The 18,987-nt window shown below is 67.3% G+C and carries 16 protein-coding genes and 1 pseudogene; 6 read left to right on the forward strand and 11 right to left on the reverse strand.

The window, feature by feature from the left end; genetic code table 11:
• Positions 1 to 48: 48 nt before the first annotated feature.
• From STRTU_RS17455 to dnaB, 5 genes and pseudogenes are all read right to left on the reverse strand, one after another.
• A pseudogene (locus STRTU_RS17455) lies at positions 49 to 489 on the reverse strand (TniQ family protein); the annotation flags it as partial.
• Complete coding sequence (locus STRTU_RS17460; RefSeq protein WP_159744417.1) at positions 486 to 1,604, reverse strand: AAA family ATPase; 1,119 nt, start codon at positions 1,602 to 1,604, stop codon at positions 486 to 488. The gene STRTU_RS17460 and the pseudogene STRTU_RS17455, both read right to left, overlap by 4 nt.
• Positions 1,601 to 3,727: a helix-turn-helix domain-containing protein gene (locus STRTU_RS17465; RefSeq protein WP_159747025.1), complete on the reverse strand. Its 2,127-nt coding sequence runs from the start codon at positions 3,725 to 3,727 to the stop codon at positions 1,601 to 1,603. Before STRTU_RS17465 ends, STRTU_RS17460 begins: the two co-directional genes overlap by 4 nt.
• Positions 3,724 to 4,368 (reverse strand): TnsA-like heteromeric transposase endonuclease subunit, encoded by a 645-nt coding sequence (locus STRTU_RS17470; protein WP_246240691.1) that lies wholly within the window; start codon positions 4,366 to 4,368, stop codon positions 3,724 to 3,726. Before STRTU_RS17470 ends, STRTU_RS17465 begins: the two co-directional genes overlap by 4 nt.
• Before the next feature lie 272 nt (positions 4,369 to 4,640).
• Entirely contained in the window at positions 4,641 to 6,104 is a 1,464-nt protein-coding gene (gene dnaB / locus STRTU_RS17475) for a replicative DNA helicase (RefSeq protein WP_159747027.1), read from the reverse strand.
• A gap of 476 nt (positions 6,105 to 6,580) precedes the next feature.
• On the opposite strand from dnaB, the gene STRTU_RS17480 reads away from it, so the two are divergent.
• Both STRTU_RS17480 and STRTU_RS17485 read left to right on the forward strand, forming a co-directional pair.
• On the forward strand, positions 6,581 to 7,918 hold the full coding sequence (locus STRTU_RS17480; RefSeq protein ID WP_159744419.1) for an MATE family efflux transporter: 1,338 nt from the start codon (positions 6,581 to 6,583) through the stop codon (positions 7,916 to 7,918).
• Positions 7,919 to 7,959: 41 nt separating this feature from the next.
• The gene (locus STRTU_RS17485) at positions 7,960 to 8,829 is read left to right on the forward strand and encodes a trypsin-like serine peptidase (RefSeq protein WP_159744421.1); all 870 of its coding nucleotides are present in this window, start codon (positions 7,960 to 7,962) and stop codon (positions 8,827 to 8,829) included.
• A 79-nt stretch (positions 8,830 to 8,908) separates the two neighbouring features.
• Here the strand turns inward: STRTU_RS17485 and rplI are convergent, their stop codons facing one another.
• From rplI to rpsF, 4 genes are all read right to left on the reverse strand, one after another.
• Positions 8,909 to 9,355 carry a 50S ribosomal protein L9 gene (rplI, locus tag STRTU_RS17490; protein WP_159744422.1) on the reverse strand — a complete coding sequence of 149 codons (447 nt, stop codon included), beginning with the start codon at positions 9,353 to 9,355 and terminating at the stop codon, positions 8,909 to 8,911.
• A gap of 18 nt (positions 9,356 to 9,373) precedes the next feature.
• The gene (rpsR, locus tag STRTU_RS17495) at positions 9,374 to 9,610 is read right to left on the reverse strand and encodes a 30S ribosomal protein S18 (protein ID WP_003978893.1); all 237 of its coding nucleotides are present in this window, start codon (positions 9,608 to 9,610) and stop codon (positions 9,374 to 9,376) included.
• A gap of 111 nt (positions 9,611 to 9,721) precedes the next feature.
• A complete protein-coding gene (locus STRTU_RS17500; protein ID WP_018092120.1) occupies positions 9,722 to 10,312 on the reverse strand; it encodes a single-stranded DNA-binding protein in 591 nt (196 codons plus the stop codon).
• Between the two features lie 82 nt (positions 10,313 to 10,394).
• Positions 10,395 to 10,685, reverse strand: coding sequence for a 30S ribosomal protein S6 (gene rpsF / locus STRTU_RS17505; protein WP_006604399.1), 291 nt, complete (start codon positions 10,683 to 10,685; stop codon positions 10,395 to 10,397).
• Between the two features lie 228 nt (positions 10,686 to 10,913).
• Here rpsF and STRTU_RS17510 point away from each other — a divergent pair, with 228 nt between their 5' ends.
• From STRTU_RS17510 to STRTU_RS17520, 3 genes are all read left to right on the forward strand, one after another.
• A complete protein-coding gene (locus STRTU_RS17510) occupies positions 10,914 to 11,228 on the forward strand; it encodes a hypothetical protein (RefSeq protein ID WP_159744424.1) in 315 nt (104 codons plus the stop codon).
• A gap of 122 nt (positions 11,229 to 11,350) precedes the next feature.
• Positions 11,351 to 12,469: a lipid II:glycine glycyltransferase FemX gene (locus tag STRTU_RS17515; RefSeq protein WP_159744426.1), complete on the forward strand. Its 1,119-nt coding sequence runs from the start codon at positions 11,351 to 11,353 to the stop codon at positions 12,467 to 12,469.
• Positions 12,470 to 12,529: 60 nt separating this feature from the next.
• Positions 12,530 to 13,561 carry an alanine racemase gene (locus tag STRTU_RS17520; protein WP_159744427.1) on the forward strand — a complete coding sequence of 344 codons (1,032 nt, stop codon included), beginning with the start codon at positions 12,530 to 12,532 and terminating at the stop codon, positions 13,559 to 13,561.
• A 92-nt stretch (positions 13,562 to 13,653) separates the two neighbouring features.
• On the opposite strand, the gene STRTU_RS17525 is transcribed toward STRTU_RS17520, so the two are convergent.
• On the reverse strand, positions 13,654 to 15,135 hold the full coding sequence (locus STRTU_RS17525; protein ID WP_159744429.1) for a glycosyltransferase family 87 protein: 1,482 nt from the start codon (positions 15,133 to 15,135) through the stop codon (positions 13,654 to 13,656).
• Positions 15,136 to 15,257: 122 nt separating this feature from the next.
• Positions 15,258 to 17,921: a transglycosylase domain-containing protein gene (locus tag STRTU_RS17530; RefSeq protein WP_371873609.1), complete on the reverse strand. Its 2,664-nt coding sequence runs from the start codon at positions 17,919 to 17,921 to the stop codon at positions 15,258 to 15,260.
• 361 nt (positions 17,922 to 18,282) lie between these two features.
• Between STRTU_RS17530 and STRTU_RS17535 the strand changes: the two genes are divergently transcribed.
• Positions 18,283 to 18,963: a PadR family transcriptional regulator gene (locus STRTU_RS17535; RefSeq protein WP_159744433.1), complete on the forward strand. Its 681-nt coding sequence runs from the start codon at positions 18,283 to 18,285 to the stop codon at positions 18,961 to 18,963.
• The last annotated feature ends 24 nt before the right edge of the window (positions 18,964 to 18,987 follow it).

Below are 18,987 nucleotides of genomic sequence, written 5' to 3' on the forward strand. Positions count from 1 at the left end.
GCGCGGCACCCTCCCGCAGTGCGGGCAGCAGTCCGCCAGTAGTCTGCGGTGCTGGGTGCAGGCAAAGGAGAACCCGAGCCTCCAGGACAATTGCCATCGCCCGCCACTGGCAAGAAGGCACTCCGGGCAGAACCGGGATCCCCCTCCGCGGCCCCAAAGGACGTGCCGTGACACGGCCCGGCCTCCGGTACTCATGTGGAGGGCCCGTCCGTCGTAGTGCGCCAGGGTCAGGGCAGCGACTGCTTCCGGGGGCGTCCCGGTGGCGCGCGCGAGGGCATTGATCTGCTGTTCGTCGAGGACGATCGTCCAGTCTGCCGGGATGCCCTTGAACTGGTTTCCGGCCCGGTGCCTGACCGGGAAGCCGAAGTGCAGTAGGACATCACCGAGTGCGGTGTCCATCCGTCTGGCCGTCGCCTCCAGCCATGAGTCCAGGGCCTCGCCGGGCAGTGGAGGCAGCCGGATCGGCAGGGTGCGGGCAGGCGTTCTCATGCGGGTCGTCGGGTCCGGGGCCGCGGGCGGCTGGTCAGCCGTTTCTTCTCCAGCGCGGCCTGAAGTTCGAGGCGGGCAGCCTCGGATGCCTCGTCGTTCTTCACCCGGTCCATGAGCTCCTGGTCAAGACGTTCGGCGCCGGTGCGGACCGCCCGCTGGCAGCTGCGGTTGATCAGCGTCATCAGCGAGCCGATGTGTCCGGTGCTGCGGGCGAAGAGGTAGCCCGACAGATCGTCCGCGAGCATGCCGGGATGCTTGTCGGTGAGCACGACGCGCTGTTCGAGGGCCAGCAGCATCTGCCGCCATTCCCGACGGCCGGCCTCCGCATCAATGGTGAACGGACGAAGCCCGAGGCGGGTGGTGCGGCGGCCGGTCTGGGCCAGAGCGGTGTCGCGCCCGTTTGTTCCTTCGCCGAACAGCCCCTTCTTCGCGAGCTCGACCCCCACCATCAGCAACGTCACCGGGAACTCGTTGGCGATCCACTTCAGGTGATTGCTCACCTCGATGCCGCTCTTCTGTCCCCATTTCAAAAAGTGCAGATCATCCAGAACCACCAGACGGACATCGCAGGACAACACGCAGTCCAGCACCCGCCGTCCGAACTGGGCGGTGGTGCCCCGCATCTGTCCGGGGTGGCCGAAGAACTCCAGCATGGCCCGGTTGAGATCCTTCATTCCGGTGTTCCCGGTCAGTCCGACCCGGCAGACGGGGATCCGCTCGTGCCCTTGGCTCGTGAACGTGCCTGATTCCTCGATCTCACGCTGGTGGAAGTCCCGTGCGAAGGCCAGCACGGAGGTCGTCTTGCCCAGCCCCGGGAACGCGTCGATGGCCACCGCCCCTTTGGCCTTGTCGCCATCCTGCTCGTTGCTGTCGACGATGTCCCATAGGTCTTCATGGAGCTCTGTCAGTTGCGGGGTTTTGACCGGGCCGATGTTCGCGTGCCACTGCCGGCGCTGGCGGTCGTAGTCCTCCCGCGCCTGCGTGGGCAGGGACTTCAGCTGTTTTCGGGTCAGTAGGTCGGGCCGGCTGCGGCGAGGGCTCTCGGCGAACGCCTTGAAGTCTTCCTTCCGGGACAAGGCAAGATTGCCCGGATGCGGAACGCTGCCGTCGTTCACACGTCCTCCAGTGCATCGGCGTAGAAGTCGTCCTCCTTGGCGAGATCCTCCAGATCAGCCTCGTCGTCATCCCCCGTCTCCGTCACCGCGTCGGGCTCCCGCAGTTCCGCCGTCTGCTCGTAGTGGCCGAGGGCCTTGCGTACGGACGGAAGCGAGACGACCGTCTCCGACTCGCTCTCCGGAAGCTCGATAGCGGCCTGCTCCCGCGAGAGCCGCAGCGCCATGCGCCGCTCGGCGATCGTGGTGCCCAGGCCGAGATTCCACCGCTCCAACAAATCAGCGACGGCAAGCCGGTCATCGGGAAAGCGATACTTCGAGGCCGCCAGCTGCCGGGCGAACGCCAACGCGTCCTCGCTCAGCGGCATCTCGGCCGACGGCGCATGCTCCCAGACCAGCGTGTGCCAGGCCCGCGTAGCCGGATCACGGAAGTAGATCCGGGTGATGTCGTCGGGGTCCACCTGGAAAGGCCAGCCATTCTTGACCGGACTGTCGTAGGGGCTGCGGACTCCCGGCTCGGGCAGACCGGGGCCGCTGTAGCGGCGGCGGCCGATCTCGACCCCGTAGTGCTGGACCGTGCGCCACTTCGTCTGCAAGAACTCGAACGCGAGATCGCGATCCCGGGGGACCTCGATGTATCCGGCGCGGGACATGCCGTGCTCGAACATCTTCGCCGGGGACATCCGCAGTCCCGGAAGGCCCGGATCGACCAGGCTGGAGTGCGGCCGGCAGTGATAGACCGTCGCGGTCCACTCCCGGATGATCGCCTCAAGCTCGTCGAGGAAGAAGAACGCGTCGTCCTCCGGGCTCTCGCCTCGCGAGTGGATGTCGGGTCCCTTGTAGCCGGGCAGCACCTGCAGCAGCCCTTCCCGAAGTGTCCGGAAGTAGCGCTCGACCGGCCCCTTGTCGCGGCCCGTCCGCAGTCGGGCCGGCTGGATGGAGATGCCCATCCGTCGGCAGACACTGGTCAGATGCTCCGAGACGTAGACCTTGCCGTGGTCGACGACCAGCGTCTCGGGAACCAGTGGAGGCGAGGCCAGCCCTGGTCCGGTGGCACCCTCGACGTCGACCAGGACGGTGCGGGGGATGCCGTGCTCGGGCCAGACCGCGTGCCGCGGCCAGTCCCGCCCCGCCGGCCGCGGCCGAAACGACTGGAACAGCACCGCGCTGACATCCACCGCTTTCGTCGAGACCGGCGTCAGCCGGATCCCCGTGATGCAGCGGGAGTACCAGTCCATCCCGACACTCAACTCGGCCTGCACCCACTTCAGCGTCAGCGGGTCGAACGCGAAGACGTCCAAGCGGGTGGAGTCCATCAGCAGGTACTCACCCGGCCGCGTCGGCCGCAGCTTGCCATACGGACCCTCCGGCCGATCCGCAATATCTCGGTTCCGCTTCGTACTCAGCCGGAACAGCGGATGGCGTCGCTCCAGCTCCTCCAGAAGGCGGAACGCCGTCGCCCGACTCGGCTGCGGCACCACCCCCTCGCCGAACCGCGCGATCACCCGAGCCCGGGTCCGCTCGATCACCATCGTCCGCGACGGGCGCGACTGGTCGGTGTGCTCGACCATCACTTCCACCGCGGTCTCCACCCAACGATCATCAACTCCTGAGTGGGGTCTTTCTGTTGTCTTCTTCGGCGCAAGCCCGGCCTCTCCGTCACGACGAAAATCAGAGACCCACTGCTTCACGGCACGAGGTGATACCCCCAGCTCAGCAGCCTTTGCCGTGTATCGCGCCTCCCACGGTCGCTCTGGGCGATAGTCCGGTCGGGGCTCACCATCGCGTGCCAGTTCCGGAGTTCCAGACCGGTATCCCGTCAGAACCTCCCGGACGTGCTCAGCGCGTTCAAGGACTTTCGCCCGTGCAGAGCTGTCGAGCTGCCCAAGTACGACCGAAGCGATCTCCTCGTCGTCGTCAGCTGACGGTCCCGAGCCGTCTGGACTGACGGCGGCACGGTCCGAGAACAGAAGTTCCTTGATTGACAGCCGCAGCAATCGCCCCCGGCCATCCTTCAGGACCACTTCGTTGCCTGCCGTGGTCGCGGCCATCTCCACCACCTCGACGGATTCCCCGTCGTAGTGGAAGCGCGTACCGACCCCGACCCGAGCCCCTGCTCTACTCATGCCACCCACCTCAGAACGTGTGAAGGGCCGAGCGGCCGATTGAGGTCGGTAACGAGAGACTGCTTCCAGAGCAAATGACGGATGGCGGAGCAGACTTGGGACTCCGGACGATCCGGTAGACAGCGCGCGGCCTGCCTCAGAGAGACACCATCGAGCTCGACTCCCCGAAGGTCTTCCAGGACCTCGGGGCTGAACAGCCAGTCCCGTCGGTAGCCCGCCAGGAACCGGATGTTCTCCAGCTCCACGGCCGGAGGCTCGCTCCAAACCTCGTACTTCCATCCCCGCAACTCCACCGCCTGCCGGGTCCAATCGAAGGTGATCGCCACCTCTGGTTTGGACAACCGATGCAGCGGCTTGACGTCGACGACGACCGGTACCTGCTCGGTGAGGAGGAGATAGTCCGGTATGTGCCGACGGCCCCTCCCCTCCAACACCGTCTTCAGCAAGAAGGGCTGGGCCACGATGCCGCGTACGGCAGGGTCGAAATCGGCGAAGAGCAACCGCGACAGCTCCAGTCGCGACTCGTAGATCACGTGATCGCGCATCGTCGCCGACCAGTAAGTGCCTGAGTAGTGCTTCTGGCCCTTGTGCCAGCGGAACGTCCGCCACGGACAAGCCGACTGTAGGAGGTCGGCAGGCACCGTACGCCAGTCTCGGTCCTCTAAGAGAGCACCACGTTGATGACGGATACTCACCGTCGCAGCGACGTCCACCACACCCCCAAGCCCACGAGTGTCTGCCCGCGTAGCCAAGGTGTCAGCGTTCGCTCCCCGCATGGAGAGGTCGCCCCTCACGCCACCCGGAAGAGTGAACGCTCCGAGCTGCGAGTCTCATGATGGCTGCATAAATGCCATCCATATGCAGCTGGCGCTGAGATTATGAAGCTGGATTTGAGACCCTACAAACCGCCCGCTTACGTCTGCGCCATATCCACAAACCGCGAGTAGTGGCCCTGGAAGGCCACCGTGATCGTGGCCGTGGGGCCGTTACGGTGCTTGGCCACGATCAGGTCGGCCTCACCGGCGCGCGGGGACTCCTTCTCGTAGGCGTCCTCGCGGTGCAGCAGGATGACCATGTCCGCGTCCTGCTCGATCGACCCGGATTCACGGAGGTCGGAGACCATCGGCTTCTTGTCCGTGCGCTGCTCGGGGCCACGGTTCAGCTGGGAGAGCGCGATGACGGGGAGCTCCAGCTCCTTCGCCAGCAGCTTGAGATTTCGGGACATGTCCGAGACCTCCTGCTGACGGCTCTCGGCGCGCTTCGAGCCGCCGGACTGCATCAGCTGGAGATAGTCGATGACGACCAGCTTGAGCTCATTGCGCTGCTTGAGCCGGCGGCACTTCGCGCGGATCTCCATCATCGACAGGTTCGGCGAATCGTCGATGTACAGGGGCGCGGCGGAGACATCCGGCATCCGGCGCGCCAGCCGCGTCCAGTCCTCGTCCGTCATGCTGCCGGAGCGCATGTGATGCAGCGCGACCCGCGCCTCGGCGGACAGCAGACGCATCGCGATCTCGTTGCGCCCCATTTCCAGCGAGAAGATCACGCTCGGCAGATTGCTCTTGATCGAGCAGGCCCGCGCGAAGTCCAGCGCGAGGGTCGACTTACCCATGGCGGGACGGGCCGCGATCACGATCATCTGGCCCGGGTGCAGGCCGTTGGTCAGGGAATCCAGGTCGGTGAAGCCCGTCGGCACACCCGTCATCTGTCCCTGGCGGGAGCCGATCGCCTCGATCTCGTCGAGGGCGCCTTCCATGATGTCGCCGAGCGGGAGGTAGTCCTCGCTGGTCCGCTGCTCCGTGACGGCGTAGATCTCCGCCTGGGCGCTGTTGACGATCTCGTCGACATCGCCGTCCGCGGCGTATCCCATCTGCGTGATACGGGTGCCGGCCTCGACCAGGCGGCGCAGCACGGCACGCTCATGGACGATCTCGGCGTAATACTCGGCGTTCGCGGCGGTCGGTACGGACTGCACGAGGGTGTGCAGATACGAGGCGCCGCCGACCCGCGCGATCTCGCCGCGCTTGGTGAGCTCCGCGGCGATGGTGATCGGGTCGGCCGGCTCGCCCTTGGCGTAGAGGTCGAGGATCGCCTGGTAGACCAGCTCATGGGCGGGGCGGTAGAAATCTTCGCCCTTGAGGACCTCGACGACGTCCGCGATGGCGTCCTTGGACAGCAGCATGCCGCCGAGCACGGACTGCTCGGCGTCCAGGTCCTGCGGAGGGACGCGCTCGAAGCCGCCGTTCCAGGAGCCGCCGCCACCGTCGTCGTCGCGGTCCTGCCGGTCGCCGCGGCCGCGGCCCTTGCCCTCGCCCCGCCGGGAGCGGGCGGCCGGCAGCAGGTCGCTGGGACCGGAGTCCGCCCAGGGGTCTTCCATGGGCTCGGGAATGCTCACCCCGGCACCTCCTCCCGTCCGCGGCGCGGACCTTGCTGTGCTGTTCTTTCTTACGGCACAGCTCTGACAATCGAGACGCCCGACTCCGGTTACGGCGCGTCGAGTTCGGACGATTTCTCAGGCCGGAACAGGCGGCGGGTGCCGGACCACGGTAGGCCCGTGGGCACCGTCCGCCAATCTGGTTATCCACAGGCCATGTGGATGACCGCCCCTCAGCTGTGGAGAACTCCCCGGATCCTGTGCACGGCCCGGGGGAAACTTCTGTGGACAAGCACACAATCACCCCACCACCAAGCCTCTGACCTGCGCTTTCCTCATCCATAGCCTGTGGGGAAGAAAAACTTCCGCCAGCCGTTCAAGATCACGACAAACGGCACAGGGGAGACGACTCCACACAGCGGAAAGTAAGGACTGCACAGGGTTTGCATCTCTTACCTGTGGAAGATTAGATTGCGCGCATGACCCAGGCCCCCGCGCCGGCACGCCGCACCGGCCGCCGCCATGACCGCGAGATCATCGCCCTCGCGCTGCCCGCCTTCGGCTCGCTGGTCGCGGAGCCGCTCTTCGTCATGGTCGACAGCGCCGTCATCGGCCACCTCGGCACGCCCCAGCTCGCCGGCCTCGGTGTCGCGGCCGCCCTGCTGACCACCGCCGTCTCCGTCTTCGTTTTCCTCGCCTACGCCACCACCGCCGCGGTCGCCCGCCGGGTCGGCGCCGGCGACCTGCCCGCCGCCATCCGCCAGGGCATGGACGGCATCTGGCTCGCCCTGCTGCTCGGCGCCGCGGTCATCGCGGCGGTGCTGCCCACCGCCCCCTGGCTCGTCGAGACCTTCGGCGCTTCCGGCACCGCCGCACCGTACGCCACGACCTACCTCCGCATCAGCGCACTCGGCATCCCCGCGATGCTCGTCGTGCTCGCCGCCACCGGCGTGCTCCGCGGCCTCCAGGACACCCGGACCCCGCTCTATGTCGCCGTCGGCGGCTTCTCCGCCAACGCCGCACTCAACATCGGCCTGGTCTACGGCGCCGGCCTCGGCATCGCCGGCTCCGCCTGGGGCACGGTCCTCGCCCAGTGCGGGATGGCCGCGGCCTACCTCGTCGTGGTCGTCCGCGGCGCCCGACGGCACGGGGCCACACTGCGTCCCGACGCCGCGGGCATCCGGGCCTCCGCCCAGGCGGGCGTGCCGCTGCTGGTCCGTACGCTCTCGCTGCGCGCGGTGCTGATGATCGCCACCGCCGTCGCCGCCCGGCTCGGCGACGCGGAGATCGCCGCCCACCAGATCGTCCTCACGCTGTGGTCCCTGCTGGCCTTCGCGATGGACGCGATCGCCATCGCCGGGCAGGCCATCATAGGCCGCTACCTCGGCGCGGGGGACCGCGAGGGCGCCAGGGCCGCCTGCCGTCGCATGGTCCAGTGGGGCGTCGCCGCGGGCCTGGTCCTCGGTGTGCTGGTCGCGCTCGCCCGCCCGCTGTTCATCCCGCTGTTCACCGCCGACCCGGCCGTGCAGGGCCCGCTGCTGACCACGCTCCTGGTCGTGGCCGTGACCCAGCCGGTCTCCGGCATCGTCTTCATCCTCGACGGCGTGCTGATGGGGGCGGGGGACGGCCGCTATCTCGCCTGGGCCATGGTCGTGACGCTGGCCCTGTTCGCACCGGTGGCGCTGGCCGTCCCGCTGCTCGGCGGCGGACTGGTCGCCCTGTGGTGGGCGATGGCCCTGATGATGACGGTGCGGATGCTGACCCTGTGGCTGCGCACGCGTTCAGGCCGGTGGATTGTGACCGGAGCCTCGCGTTGAAGTATCTCCCGTAACACGCACCGCGTGTCGATAATGACCCTGTGCGCTCGCTTGCCAGGAATTCCGTGCTGCCCCTGACGTTTGTCGTCACCGTGGCTGCTGCTGTGGTGGGCTACGACACGGAGGAAACCCACTGGGACAGCAGCGGCAGCGGTGGCCGCAGCAGCTTCGGCAAGTCCGGCGAGGCGGGCCAGGACCCCCAGGACCAGGACCCCGCCGCGACCGCCCCGGCCGATGACGGCAGTGCGTACACCCCGCGCCGGACCGAGCAGAACGCCCGGGTCGGTGCGGTCTTCGAGAAGGACGACACCGGCGACCACTTCTGCACGGCGAGCGTGGTGCAGAGTCCGGGCCGGAACATGCTCATCACCGCGGCGCACTGTGCCTTCGACAGCGACGGCAAAACCCCGGTGAACGACCTGGTCTTCGCTCCCGACTACCGCAACGGCGATGAGCCCACCGGCCTGTGGAAGGTCAGGAAGGTGGTCCTCGACAACCGCTGGGCCGAGTCCAACGACGAAGATCTCGACGTCGCCTTCCTCGTCCTCGACAAGAAAGAGGGCAAGCAGATCCAGGACGTCCTGGGCGGAAACACCCTCGGGATCGACCGCGGCTACCACAACGAGGTCAAGATCACCGGCTACCCCACCAGCCGCGAGACCCCGATCTCCTGCCAGAACCGCACCACGAAGTTCAGCAACACCCAGCTGCGCATCCGGTGCACCGACTTCGAGGGCGGTACGAGCGGCAGCCCCTGGCTCGCCGACTACGACCCCAAGAGCCACACCGGCACGGTCATCGGCGTCCTGGGCGGCCACGAAGGCGGCGGCGACGAGGACGATGTCTCCTATGCCGCCTACTTCGACGACGACATCGCCGCACTCTACAAACGCGCCCAGGACGAGGACTGACGCGGTCCGTCCGCACTCCGCACACGGCGAAGGGCCGCACCCCGGTGACGGGATGCGGCCCTTCGGCTGGGTACTGCGATTACGCGGCGATGACCTCGACGCCGAGCTTCGCGACGACCTCGGCGTGCAGACGCACGGAGATCTGGTGCGCGCCCAGGCTCTTGATCGGCGAACCGAGCTCGACCCGACGCTTGTCGACGTCCGGACCACCGGCAGCCTTGATCGCCGAGGCGATGTCGGCCGGGGTGACGGAGCCGAACAGGCGACCCGCGTCGCCGGCACGGACGGCCAGCTTCACGTTGACGCCCTCAAGCCGGCCCTTGATCTCGTTGGCCTGCTCGATCGTGGCGATCTCGCGGATCTTGCGACCGCGACGGATCTGCTCGACGTCCTTCTCGCCACCCTTGGTCCAGCGGATCGCGAAACCACGCGGGACCAGGTAGTTACGGGCGTACCCGTCCTTGACGTCAACGACGTCGCCGGCGGTGCCGAGGCCGGAGACCTCGTGGGTGAGGATGATCTTCATGATTCGGTCACCCTTCCCTTATCGCGCGGTGGACGTGTAGGGCAGCAGCGCCATCTCACGGCTGTTCTTCACGGCCGTGGCGACGTCACGCTGGTGCTGAGTGCAGTTGCCGGTGACCCGGCGGGCACGGATCTTGCCGCGGTCGGAGATGAACTTCCGCAGCAGGTTCGTGTCCTTGTAGTCGACGTAGGAGATCTTCTCCTTGCAGAACACGCAAACCTTCTTCTTAGGCTTGCGAGCAGGCGGCTTCGCCATTATCTCTCTCCAATGAGTTCAAGAAGTTTGTGCTGACGCCCTCAAGGCCGCCGGCCGTGGCGCGGCGCTGTTTCACGTGAAACGAGCGCGCGGCCGGACCGGCTGTACGACCTAGAAGGGCGGCTCGTCCGAGTAGCCACCGCCGGAGCTACCGCCCCAGCCACCGCCGCCGCCACCCTGCTGGCCACCGCCGGCCGGACCGCCGGTCGCCCACGGGTCGTCGGCAGGAGCACCGCCGCCCTGCTGGCCGCCGCCGGGGCCGCCGCCCCAGCCGCCGCCACCCTGGCCGCCGCCCTGCTGACCGCCGCCGAAGCCGCCGCCGCCCTGGCCACCACGACCGCTGGTCTTGGTGATCTTGGCCGTGGCGTTCTTGAGGCTCGCGCCCACTTCCTCGACGTCGAGCTCGTAGACCGTGCGCTTCACGCCCTCGCGGTCCTCGTACGACCGCTGCTTGAGGCGGCCCTGGACGACCACGCGGGTACCCCGCGTCAGGGACTCGGCGACGTTCTCCGCCGCCTGACGCCACACCGAGCAGGTCAGGAACAGGCTCTCGCCGTCCTTCCACTCATTGGTCTGACGGTCGAAAGTGCGGGGAGTGGACGCGACGCGGAACTTCGCGACCGCCGCACCGGACGGGGTGAAGCGCAGCTCGGGGTCGTCGACAAGATTGCCGACAACCGTGATGACGGTCTCGCCTGCCATTAGGGGAACCTCTCGGCGGGTGTGCTGCTGGCTGCTGGTGTTGCTGCTACTCGAACCCGGTTACCGCTGGACGCTGACGCGTTCAGTGGGTCTCGGGACGGAGGACCTTGGTCCGGAGGACCGACTCATTCAGGTTCATCTGACGGTCGAGCTCCTTGACGACCGCAGGCTCGGCCTGCAGGTCGATGACCGAGTAGATGCCCTCGGGCTTCTTCTTGATCTCGTAAGAGAGACGACGACGGCCCCAGGTGTCGACCTTCTCGACCTTTCCGTTGCCCTCACGGACGACGGAGAGGAAGTTCTCGATCAGCGGGGAGACAGCGCGCTCCTCGAGATCGGGGTCGAGGATGACCATCACCTCGTAGTGACGCATGTAGAACCCACCTCCTTTGGACTCAGCGGCCACGGTCGTTCCGTGGCAGGAGGGTCGTATGCGTTCCGCACCCGGCCCGTCCGGTGCTCCGGACAGACATAGGCGCAGACCGTACAGAGTACCTGCCTGAGGCCTTCCGGTTGAAATCCGACCGCTCCACCCCGCAATCTGGAACACAACGGGTGTGAGCGGCGTTACAGTGCGCCGCCTTGTCATCGGAGGTGCCGCATGGCACAGGCACGGACCCAGCGCAGTCTGCTCTCGCTTCTCAACAGCGACGGCAAGGACCATCCCGTCGAGAACACCTTCGCCATTGTGACCGTGGTACTCGGCGCGATCGCCATCTTCACCTCGCTCTCTCCCAGCCTGCACCTGATCAGTTCCTGGGTCGGTCTGATCGGCATCGGTACCGGCCTATGGGGCCAGTTCATCTCGTCGACAACCGGCGAACGTTTTCTGCTGATCATCGGCCTCGGGGCGGCGGCCGTGGGCTTCTACCTCGGCCTGGCACACGGCGGCCTCTTCGGCGGTCTCATCGGCTAGCCGAGCGCCATACGGGGCCCCAGCCCGTATGGCCCAGACGGGGCGCTCCACGGTCACAGTAGGCTTCGGCGCGAGAGCCGGAGCCCCGACCATGGGGACACACCTGCCGAGGAGCGCCCCGCATGAGCCTGACCCTGAGGACCATCAGCCGAGAGCAGCATCTGGCATATATCCAGAGTCTGCCCTCGGCCAGCCACATGCAGGTCCCTGCCTGGGCGGACGTGAAGGCCGAATGGCGTTCGGAGAGCCTGGGCTGGTTCGACCCCAGCGGCGACATGGTCGGCGCCGGACTGGTCCTTTACCGCCAGGTACCCAAGGTCAAGCGCTACCTGGCGTACCTCCCCGAGGGCCCGGTCATCAACTGGTACGCGCCGAATCTGGAGGACTGGCTGCAGCCGATGCTCGCGCATCTCAAGCAGCAGGGCGCCTTCACCGTGAAGATGGGCCCGCCGGTCATCATCCGCCGCTGGGACGCCCCGGCGATCAAGGCCGGCATCCAGAACCCGGACGTCAAGCGGCTGCGGGACGTCGAGGCGACCCACATCGAGCCGCGCGCCTTCGAGGTGGCCGACAAGCTGCGCCGTATGGGCTGGCAGCAGGGCGAGGACGGCGGCGCGGGCTTCGCCGATGTGCAGCCCCGCTATGTCTTCCAGGTGCCGCTGGCCGACCGTTCGCTGGAAGAGGTTCACAAGGGCTTCAACCAGCTGTGGCGCCGCAACATCAAGAAGGCCGAGAAGGCCGGTGTCGAGGTGGTCCAGGGCGGCTACGACGACCTGGCCGAGTGGCAGCGTCTCTACGAGATCACCGCGGTGCGTGACCAGTTCCGGCCGCGTCCGCTCGGCTACTTCCAGCGCATGTGGAACGCCCTCAACGCCGAGGACGCCGGCCGTATGCGGCTGTACTTCGCCCGCCATAACGGCGTGAACCTGTCGGCCGCCACGATGCTCGTCGTCGGCGGGCACGTCTGGTACTCCTACGGCGCCTCGGACAACATCGGCCGTGAGGTCCGGCCCTCCAACGCGATGCAGTGGAAGATGCTGCAGGACGCCTACGCGATCGGCGCCACGGTCTACGACCTCCGCGGCATCAGCGACTCGCTCGACGAGAGCGACCACCTCTTCGGCCTGATCCAGTTCAAGGTCGGCACGGGCGGGCAGGCGGCGGAGTACCTCGGTGAGTGGGACTTCCCGCTCAACAAGCTTCTGCACAAGGCGTTCGACCTCTACATGGCGCGCCGCTGACGCTCCACCGCACGTTCGTCCCCTGAGACACCAGTAACGAGAAAGGTTCCGGGCTCGGCCATGGCGCTCACCCTCTACGTCGACACCGCGCGCTGGCGGGCGCATCAGCAGAGCGTTCTCCAGCAGTTCCCCGGGTTGGTCCCGGTCTGCAAAGGCAACGGCTACGGCTTCGGCCATGAGCGCCTCGCCGACGAGGCCGCCCGCCTCGGTGCCGACATCCTCGCGGTCGGAACGACCTACGAGGCGGCCCGCATCAAGGACTTCTTCAGCGGCGATCTGCTCGTTCTGACGCCGTTCCGCCACGGCGAGGAGCCGGTACCGCTGCCGGACCGGGCGATCCGCTCGGTGTCGTCGGTCGAGGGCGTGGGCGGACTGGTCGGGGCGCGGGTCGTCATCGAGGTCATGAGCAGCATGAAGCGCCATGGCGTCAAGCCGGAAGACCTGCCGAAGCTGGCCACGGCCATCGAGGACGTCCGGCTCGAAGGCTTCGCGATCCATCTGCCGCTGGACCGCGCCGACGGGTCCGACGCGGTCGATGAGGTCATCGGCTGGATGGACCAGCTCCGCGCCGCCCGCCTCCCGCTGCACACGATGTTCGTCAGCCACCTCAAGGCCGATGAGCTCGCCCGTCTCCAGCAGCAGTTTCCCCAGACGCGCTTTCGCGCGCGGATCGGTACCCGGCTGTGGCTCGGTGACCATGACGCCACCGAGTACCGCGGTTCGGTGCTCGATGTCACCCGGGTCGCCAAGGGCGAGCGCTTCGGCTACCGCCAGCAGAAGGCGGCCTCCGACGGGTACTTGGTCGTGGTCGCGGGCGGCACCTCGCACGGCGTCGGGCTGGAGTCGCCCAAGGCGCTGCACGGGGTGATGCCGCGCGCCAAGGGCGTGGCGCGGGCCGGGCTGGCCACCGTGAACCGCAATCTCGCGCCCTATGTGTGGGCCGGGAAGCAGCGCTGGTTCGCGGAGCCCCCGCATATGCAGGTGTCGATCCTGTTCGTGCCGGGAGATGCCCCGCAGCCGCAGGTCGGCGAGGAGCTGGTGGCCCATCTGCGGCACACCACCACGCAGTTCGACCGCCTCGTGGACCGCTGAGCCGGCCGAGCCACGGCGTAGACACACCAAGGGCCCGGTGCCGCAGACCTCCTCTGCGGCACCGGGCCCGGTGCATTGCCGACGCGGGCGGCTCAGTCCCGTACGCCGCCCCAGCGCACCTGCGGCGTCGCCTGGAACTGCACCGCGTGCCGGGGCCGTTGGTGGGCCCGTCCGAGCACGAACACATCGGGGCTGCGGTCCAGGACTCCGCCCGAGGGATCGTCGTCCCCGTCCCTGCGGACCACATCGCGCTCCGGCAGCAGAGTGTCCCGGACGACCAGTGCGCACAGGTAGAGAGTGCCCAAGAGGTGCAGCGCGATGGCGAGTTGGTAGCCCTCCGTCGGCAGTCCTTGGTGCTTGTCGCCACTCCCGGTGTAGGCGAGGTACTGCCAGATCCCGAGGAAGTACATGACCTCGCAGGCCTGCCAGATCAGGAAGTCCCGCCAGCGCGGCCGGGCCAGCGCGGCGAGCGGGGTCAGCCACAGCACGTACTGCGGCGAGTAGACCTTGTTGGTGAGGATGAACAGCGCGACGACGAGGAACGCGAGCTGCGCGAAACGCGGCCGGCGCGGTGCGTAGAGCGCCAGCAGGCCGATGGCGCCACAGCCCACGATCATCAGCAGCGTGGCGTAGGTATTGGCGTTCTCCAGGGAGTTCCCGGTGCGCTGCGAGATCAGGAGCCAGATCGAACCGAAGTCGATGGGCCGCTCCTGGCTGAAGGTGTAGAACTTCGCCCAGCCCTCCCGGATGTGGAAGCCCGCGGCATCGTGCGTGATCATCACCGGCAGGTTCACTACGAGCCAGGACACGACGGCACCGGTCAGCGCCCTCCGGTACGCGCGCCAGGCGCCGGCACGCCAGCACAGCACCAGCAGCGGGCCCAGCAGCAGCACCGGGTACAGCTTCGCCGCGGTGGCCAGTCCGATGAGGATGCCGGCCGCCAGCGGGCGGCTGCGTGACCACATCAGCATCCCGGCGGCCGTCAGGGCGATCGCCAGCAGATCCCAGTTGATGGTGGCGGTGAGAGCGCACGCGGGGGCCAGGGCGACCAGGAGGCCGTCCCAGGGGCGGCGGCGGTGGGTGCGGGCCACACACACCGCCACGACAGCGGCGCAGATCATCAGCAGGCCGGCGTTGACCAGCCAGTAGATCTGTTCGCGGTGCTGGATTCCCCCGCCGTGCGGAGTCGTCCAGGAGGCGACCTCCATGAAGACACCGGTGAGCACGGGGTATTCGAGATACTCCATGTCGCCGGGCAGTCGGTCGAAATACGGGATCAGGCCATCGGCGAAGCCCCGCCCGGCATAGAGGTGGGGGATATCGGAGTAGCAGGCGTGCGTGTACTGACTCGTGGCGCCGAAGAACCAGCCGCCGTTGTAGCAGGGCAGCTTCTGCACCATGCCGAGCGCGAACATGCCGATGGCGACGAGCGCGATGATCCGCACCGGCGTCAGCCAGTGCGTCCCGAGCAGTGCGTGTCGGCCGATCGGCCCACCGATCAGCTCGCTGCCGGCCGCCGCCACCTCATCCCGCTTCGTCGGCCGTACCGGATCGTCCCGTCGCACGCTCGTCATGGCCCCATCCTGCCGTACGGCCGTGGGAGGAAGACGGCGAAGCCCCCGCCCGGATGATCCGGGCGGGGGCTTCGTTGCTCCACGTTTCACGTGAAACTCTCAGCGGGTTTCACGTGAAACGGTCAGCCAGTCGGGCCGCCGAGCCAGCCTCCACCGTCTGTCGGATCCGGCGTCTCAGGCGACGGACTCGTGCCTCCGGGGCCGCCGCCGGGACCACCGGCACCGCCGCCATTTCCATTGCCCCCGCCGTTGCCGGCCCCGCCGTTGTTCCGGCAGTTCAGATCCCAGGGGGAGCAGCTGTCCGTCGGGGTCGGGCTCGGAGAGTTGGTCGGGGGAGCGGACTGGCTGGGGGACTGCGACGGCTTCTCCGACGGCTTCTCCGACGGCGTGGGAGTCGGCGTCGGCGTCGGCATGCCTTCCTGGTCAAACCGCTGCCCGATGGGCGTGGCCGGCGGGAAGGACTCCGGGGTGACGCCCTTCATCGCCTGCAGCATGTACTCGGTCCACACCTCGGTGGGCAGCGCACCACCATGGATCGAGTCAAAGCCACCGACACCGTTCATCGACAGCTGGCGGGGATTCCCGGCATCCTCACGGAACATCGTGATGGCCGTCGACAGCTGCTTGGTGTAGCCGACGAACCAGGCCGACTTGTTCTCGTCGGTGGTACCGGTCTTGCCCGCCGCCGGCATGTTCAGCCGCTTGGCGTCCTTCGCCGTGCCGTTCTCGATGACGTTCTGCAGCACCTTGGTCACGTTGTTGGCGATGTTGGGACTCATCGCCGTCTCAGTCGTGGGCTTCTCGAAGCCCTGCATGTCCTCGCCCCTGAACGTCACCTTGGTCACCGAATACGGCTCCACCTTCGTCCCGGACTGGGCGAACGTGGCATAGGCATCGGCCATACGAATCGCGCTCGGTGTGGAGGTGCCCAGCGCGAAGGACGGGTTCAGGTTCTTGTCGAAACTGTCCTTCGAGATGCCCGCGGCCTCCGCCATGTCCCGCACCTTTGACATCCCGACATCCATGCCGAGCTGCACGAACGGAGTGTTGACGGACTGCTCCATCGCCTTGGTCAACGGGATGTAGCCCCATGGGTGGTTGCTCTCGTTCTCCTGATAGAAGAACGAATTGTCCCGCCTCTTGACGAAAGCTCCCTCGGCGTCCTTCACCCTGAGGTGATCGTCACCGTTGTACCGGCTGTCCTGGCTGACCGGCACCCCATTGCTCTTGGCCGTTCCGTACTTCATCGCCGCCGCGAGCACGAACGGCTTCCAGGTCGAACCGACCGGCACACCGAGGGTGTCCGCGTTGTTGCTGAAGTGACCCTTGTCGTAGCCCTCACCGCCATACAGGGCGACGATCTTGCCGTCTCCCGGCACCACGGAGGCACCGCCGAACTGGACGAATTTATCCTTCGCCCGCTTTTCGGGGTCGATGTACTCCTTGTTGACCCTCTTGACCGACCTCTCCAGCTGGCTGGTCTTCTTCGAGTTGAAGGTCGTGTGGATCGTGTAGCCGCCCTTGTCGAACTGGGCTTGGGTGAGACCCGAGCGCTTCAGCACGTACTTCTTCGCGGTGTCCATCATGTAGCCGATCTGACCGCTCTTGCTGGCCACCGGCTTCGGCTGTTGCGGCATGGGGAAGTGCCCGCGGTACTTCTCCCGTTGCGCCTTGGACATGAGGTGGTTCTCGACCTCCCGGTCGAGAATCCAGGACCACCGCCCCTTGACGCGCTTGGTGTTCGCCGCCCGCGTCGCTCCCGGGCTGGTACCGCCCGCGGGGTCGTACAGGTCGGCGCCCTTGAGCAAGCTGGCCAGGAAGGCGCTCTGGTTCGCGTTGAGCTTTTCGGCGTCGATTCCGTAGTACGCCTGAGCCGCTGCCTGGATCCCGTACGCGCCACGGCCGTAGTAACTGGTGTTCAGATACCCCTGGAGGATCTGGGGCTTGCTCTTCGTCCAGCCGACCTTGATCGCGATGAACAGCTCCTTGAACTTGCGGTCAAGGGTCTGCTCCTGGGAGAGCATCGCGTTCTTCACGTACTGCTGAGTGATGGTCGATCCGCCCTGCGTCTCGCCACCCAGGGCCATCTTGCCCAGGGCACGCGCGATGCCGATCGGGTCCACACCCTTGTCCGTCCGGAAATCCGCGTTCTCCGCGGCGATCGCCGCGTTCTGCATCTCGCGCGGAATCTCGTCGATCGTGACGTTCTGCCGGTTCGTCTCACCGTCACGCGCCATGACCTTGCCGTCAGACCACAGGTAGACGTTGTTCTGCGACTTGGCGGCGTCACTCTCGCTGGGCACGTTCACCACGGCCAGCGCGACACCGGAGACACCGACGATCAACCCTATGAATCCGACGCACAGGGTGGTGACCTGCTTCCACGACGGCACAAAGCGCCGCCAGCCCACGCGGCCGGCCCGCGGGTAGTCGATGAACCGCTTCTTGTCAGGCTTCCCGCCACCGCGGCCACGGCCGCGGCCTCCCTCGGGACCACCGCCGCCACCGCCTCGACGGCCACCGCCACCACGGCCCCCGGCGCCGTCACCCGAGGCCATCGCGGCATCGGACGACCGCCGGCGGCCACCTCGCTGGGCGGCTCTGCGGGCGTCGGCACGCCCACCCTGCCGCGGCTCGTGGCCGGGCGGCTCGGAGTGAGAGGCAGGACCGGCAGCGGAGCCACGGGAAGGGGCGGCACGGCGCCCCGGTGGCTGCTGTGCGGCGCGTCGGGCCGCGGCACGTCCGCCACTCTGCGGCTGTGGCGGTTTGCGACGGTGCTCGCTCATGGAACGAATACTCCTCGGGCAGGCGCGCTTTCTCGTCGCCTGAAGGCGGCAGTTGTCTTCAGGTCCCCCCGATGCACGACCCGCTCCTGAGGCGCGGGCCGCACTACACCGAGGACGAGGACGCCAGATATCGGCCCACGGTTCCCGGCAGTCTGCATGCCGCACAGACTACGCAGGGCCAAAACCTGCCCAGTGTCGAAATTCACTCCAAATCAGTCAGGTTGATGAGAACGATTCGGTGATGTGATGCCGTTCACCGTGCCCCCTCTTGTTCCGTCCAGGTGGCCGTTCTATCGTCTGGATGTATCGAGTCGATACATCAGCACGACATAAAGAGCGCACCGGACCAAGGAGGCGGAGGATGAGCCGACGTTCCGGCATCCTCGAATTCGCCGTCCTCGGTCTGCTCCGCGAGTCCCCGATGCACGGCTATGAGCTGCGCAAACGGCTCAACACCTCGCTCGGGGTCTTCCGTGCGTTCAGCTACGGCACCCTCTACCCCTGCCTCAAGGCGCTGGTCGCGAGCGGCTGGCTGATCGAGGAGACGGACGGCGCCCCGGAGGGCGTACCCGCCGCGGCTCTGACAGGGCGCCGAGCCAAGATCGTTTACCGATTGACACCTGCCGGCAAAGAACACTTCGAGGAGCTGCTCGCCCACTCCGGGCCGGATGCGTGGGAGGACGAGCACTTCGGTGTCCGCTTCGCCTTCTTCGGCCAGACCTCGCGGGACGTACGGATGCGCGTGCTGGAAGGCCGCCGCAGTCGGCTGGAGGAGCGCCTGGAGAGGATGCGTACCTCCCTGGCCAGGTCCCGCGAGCGGCTGGACGACTACACCCTCGAACTGCAGCGGCACGGTATGGAATCCGTGGAGCGCGAAGTCCGTTGGCTGAACGAACTCATCGAGAGTGAGCGCGCCGGGCGCGATCAGCGCCCCGCGGGTTCCACAGCGCAGGACAAGAAGAACCAGTCAGGAGATACGGGCGGCCTGCCCCGGCACCGGGGTGGTTCCCGGCCGGACCCGTCCGATGACACCACCACATGAGGCTCTGCCCTGCAGAGCCTCATC

Origin of the sequence: Streptomyces tubercidicus (genome assembly GCF_027497495.1) — a bacterium.
GTDB classification, from domain to species: domain Bacteria; phylum Actinomycetota; class Actinomycetes; order Streptomycetales; family Streptomycetaceae; genus Streptomyces; species Streptomyces tubercidicus.

What these genes read in the sequence shown, in the direction of transcription:
- STRTU_RS17465 (WP_159747025.1), bottom strand. Translation starts at nt 3,727, where the DNA reads ATGAGTAGAGCAGGGGCTCGGGTCGGGGTCGGTACGCGCTTCCACTAC.
- dnaB (WP_159747027.1), bottom strand. Translation starts at nt 6,104, where the DNA reads ATGGAAGACCCCTGGGCGGACTCCGGTCCCAGCGACCTGCTGCCGGCC.
- STRTU_RS17480 (WP_159744419.1), top strand. Translation starts at nt 6,581, where the DNA reads ATGACCCAGGCCCCCGCGCCGGCACGCCGCACCGGCCGCCGCCATGAC.
- rplI (WP_159744422.1), bottom strand. Translation starts at nt 9,355, where the DNA reads ATGAAGATCATCCTCACCCACGAGGTCTCCGGCCTCGGCACCGCCGGC.
- rpsR (WP_003978893.1), bottom strand. Translation starts at nt 9,610, where the DNA reads ATGGCGAAGCCGCCTGCTCGCAAGCCTAAGAAGAAGGTTTGCGTGTTC.
- STRTU_RS17500 (WP_018092120.1), bottom strand. Translation starts at nt 10,312, where the DNA reads ATGGCAGGCGAGACCGTCATCACGGTTGTCGGCAATCTTGTCGACGAC.
- rpsF (WP_006604399.1), bottom strand. Translation starts at nt 10,685, where the DNA reads ATGCGTCACTACGAGGTGATGGTCATCCTCGACCCCGATCTCGAGGAG.
- STRTU_RS17510 (WP_159744424.1), top strand. Translation starts at nt 10,914, where the DNA reads ATGGCACAGGCACGGACCCAGCGCAGTCTGCTCTCGCTTCTCAACAGC.
- STRTU_RS17515 (WP_159744426.1), top strand. Translation starts at nt 11,351, where the DNA reads ATGAGCCTGACCCTGAGGACCATCAGCCGAGAGCAGCATCTGGCATAT.
- STRTU_RS17520 (WP_159744427.1), top strand. Translation starts at nt 12,530, where the DNA reads ATGGCGCTCACCCTCTACGTCGACACCGCGCGCTGGCGGGCGCATCAG.
- STRTU_RS17525 (WP_159744429.1), bottom strand. Translation starts at nt 15,135, where the DNA reads ATGACGAGCGTGCGACGGGACGATCCGGTACGGCCGACGAAGCGGGAT.
- STRTU_RS17530 (WP_371873609.1), bottom strand. Translation starts at nt 17,921, where the DNA reads ATGAGCGAGCACCGTCGCAAACCGCCACAGCCGCAGAGTGGCGGACGT.
- STRTU_RS17535 (WP_159744433.1), top strand. Translation starts at nt 18,283, where the DNA reads ATGAGCCGACGTTCCGGCATCCTCGAATTCGCCGTCCTCGGTCTGCTC.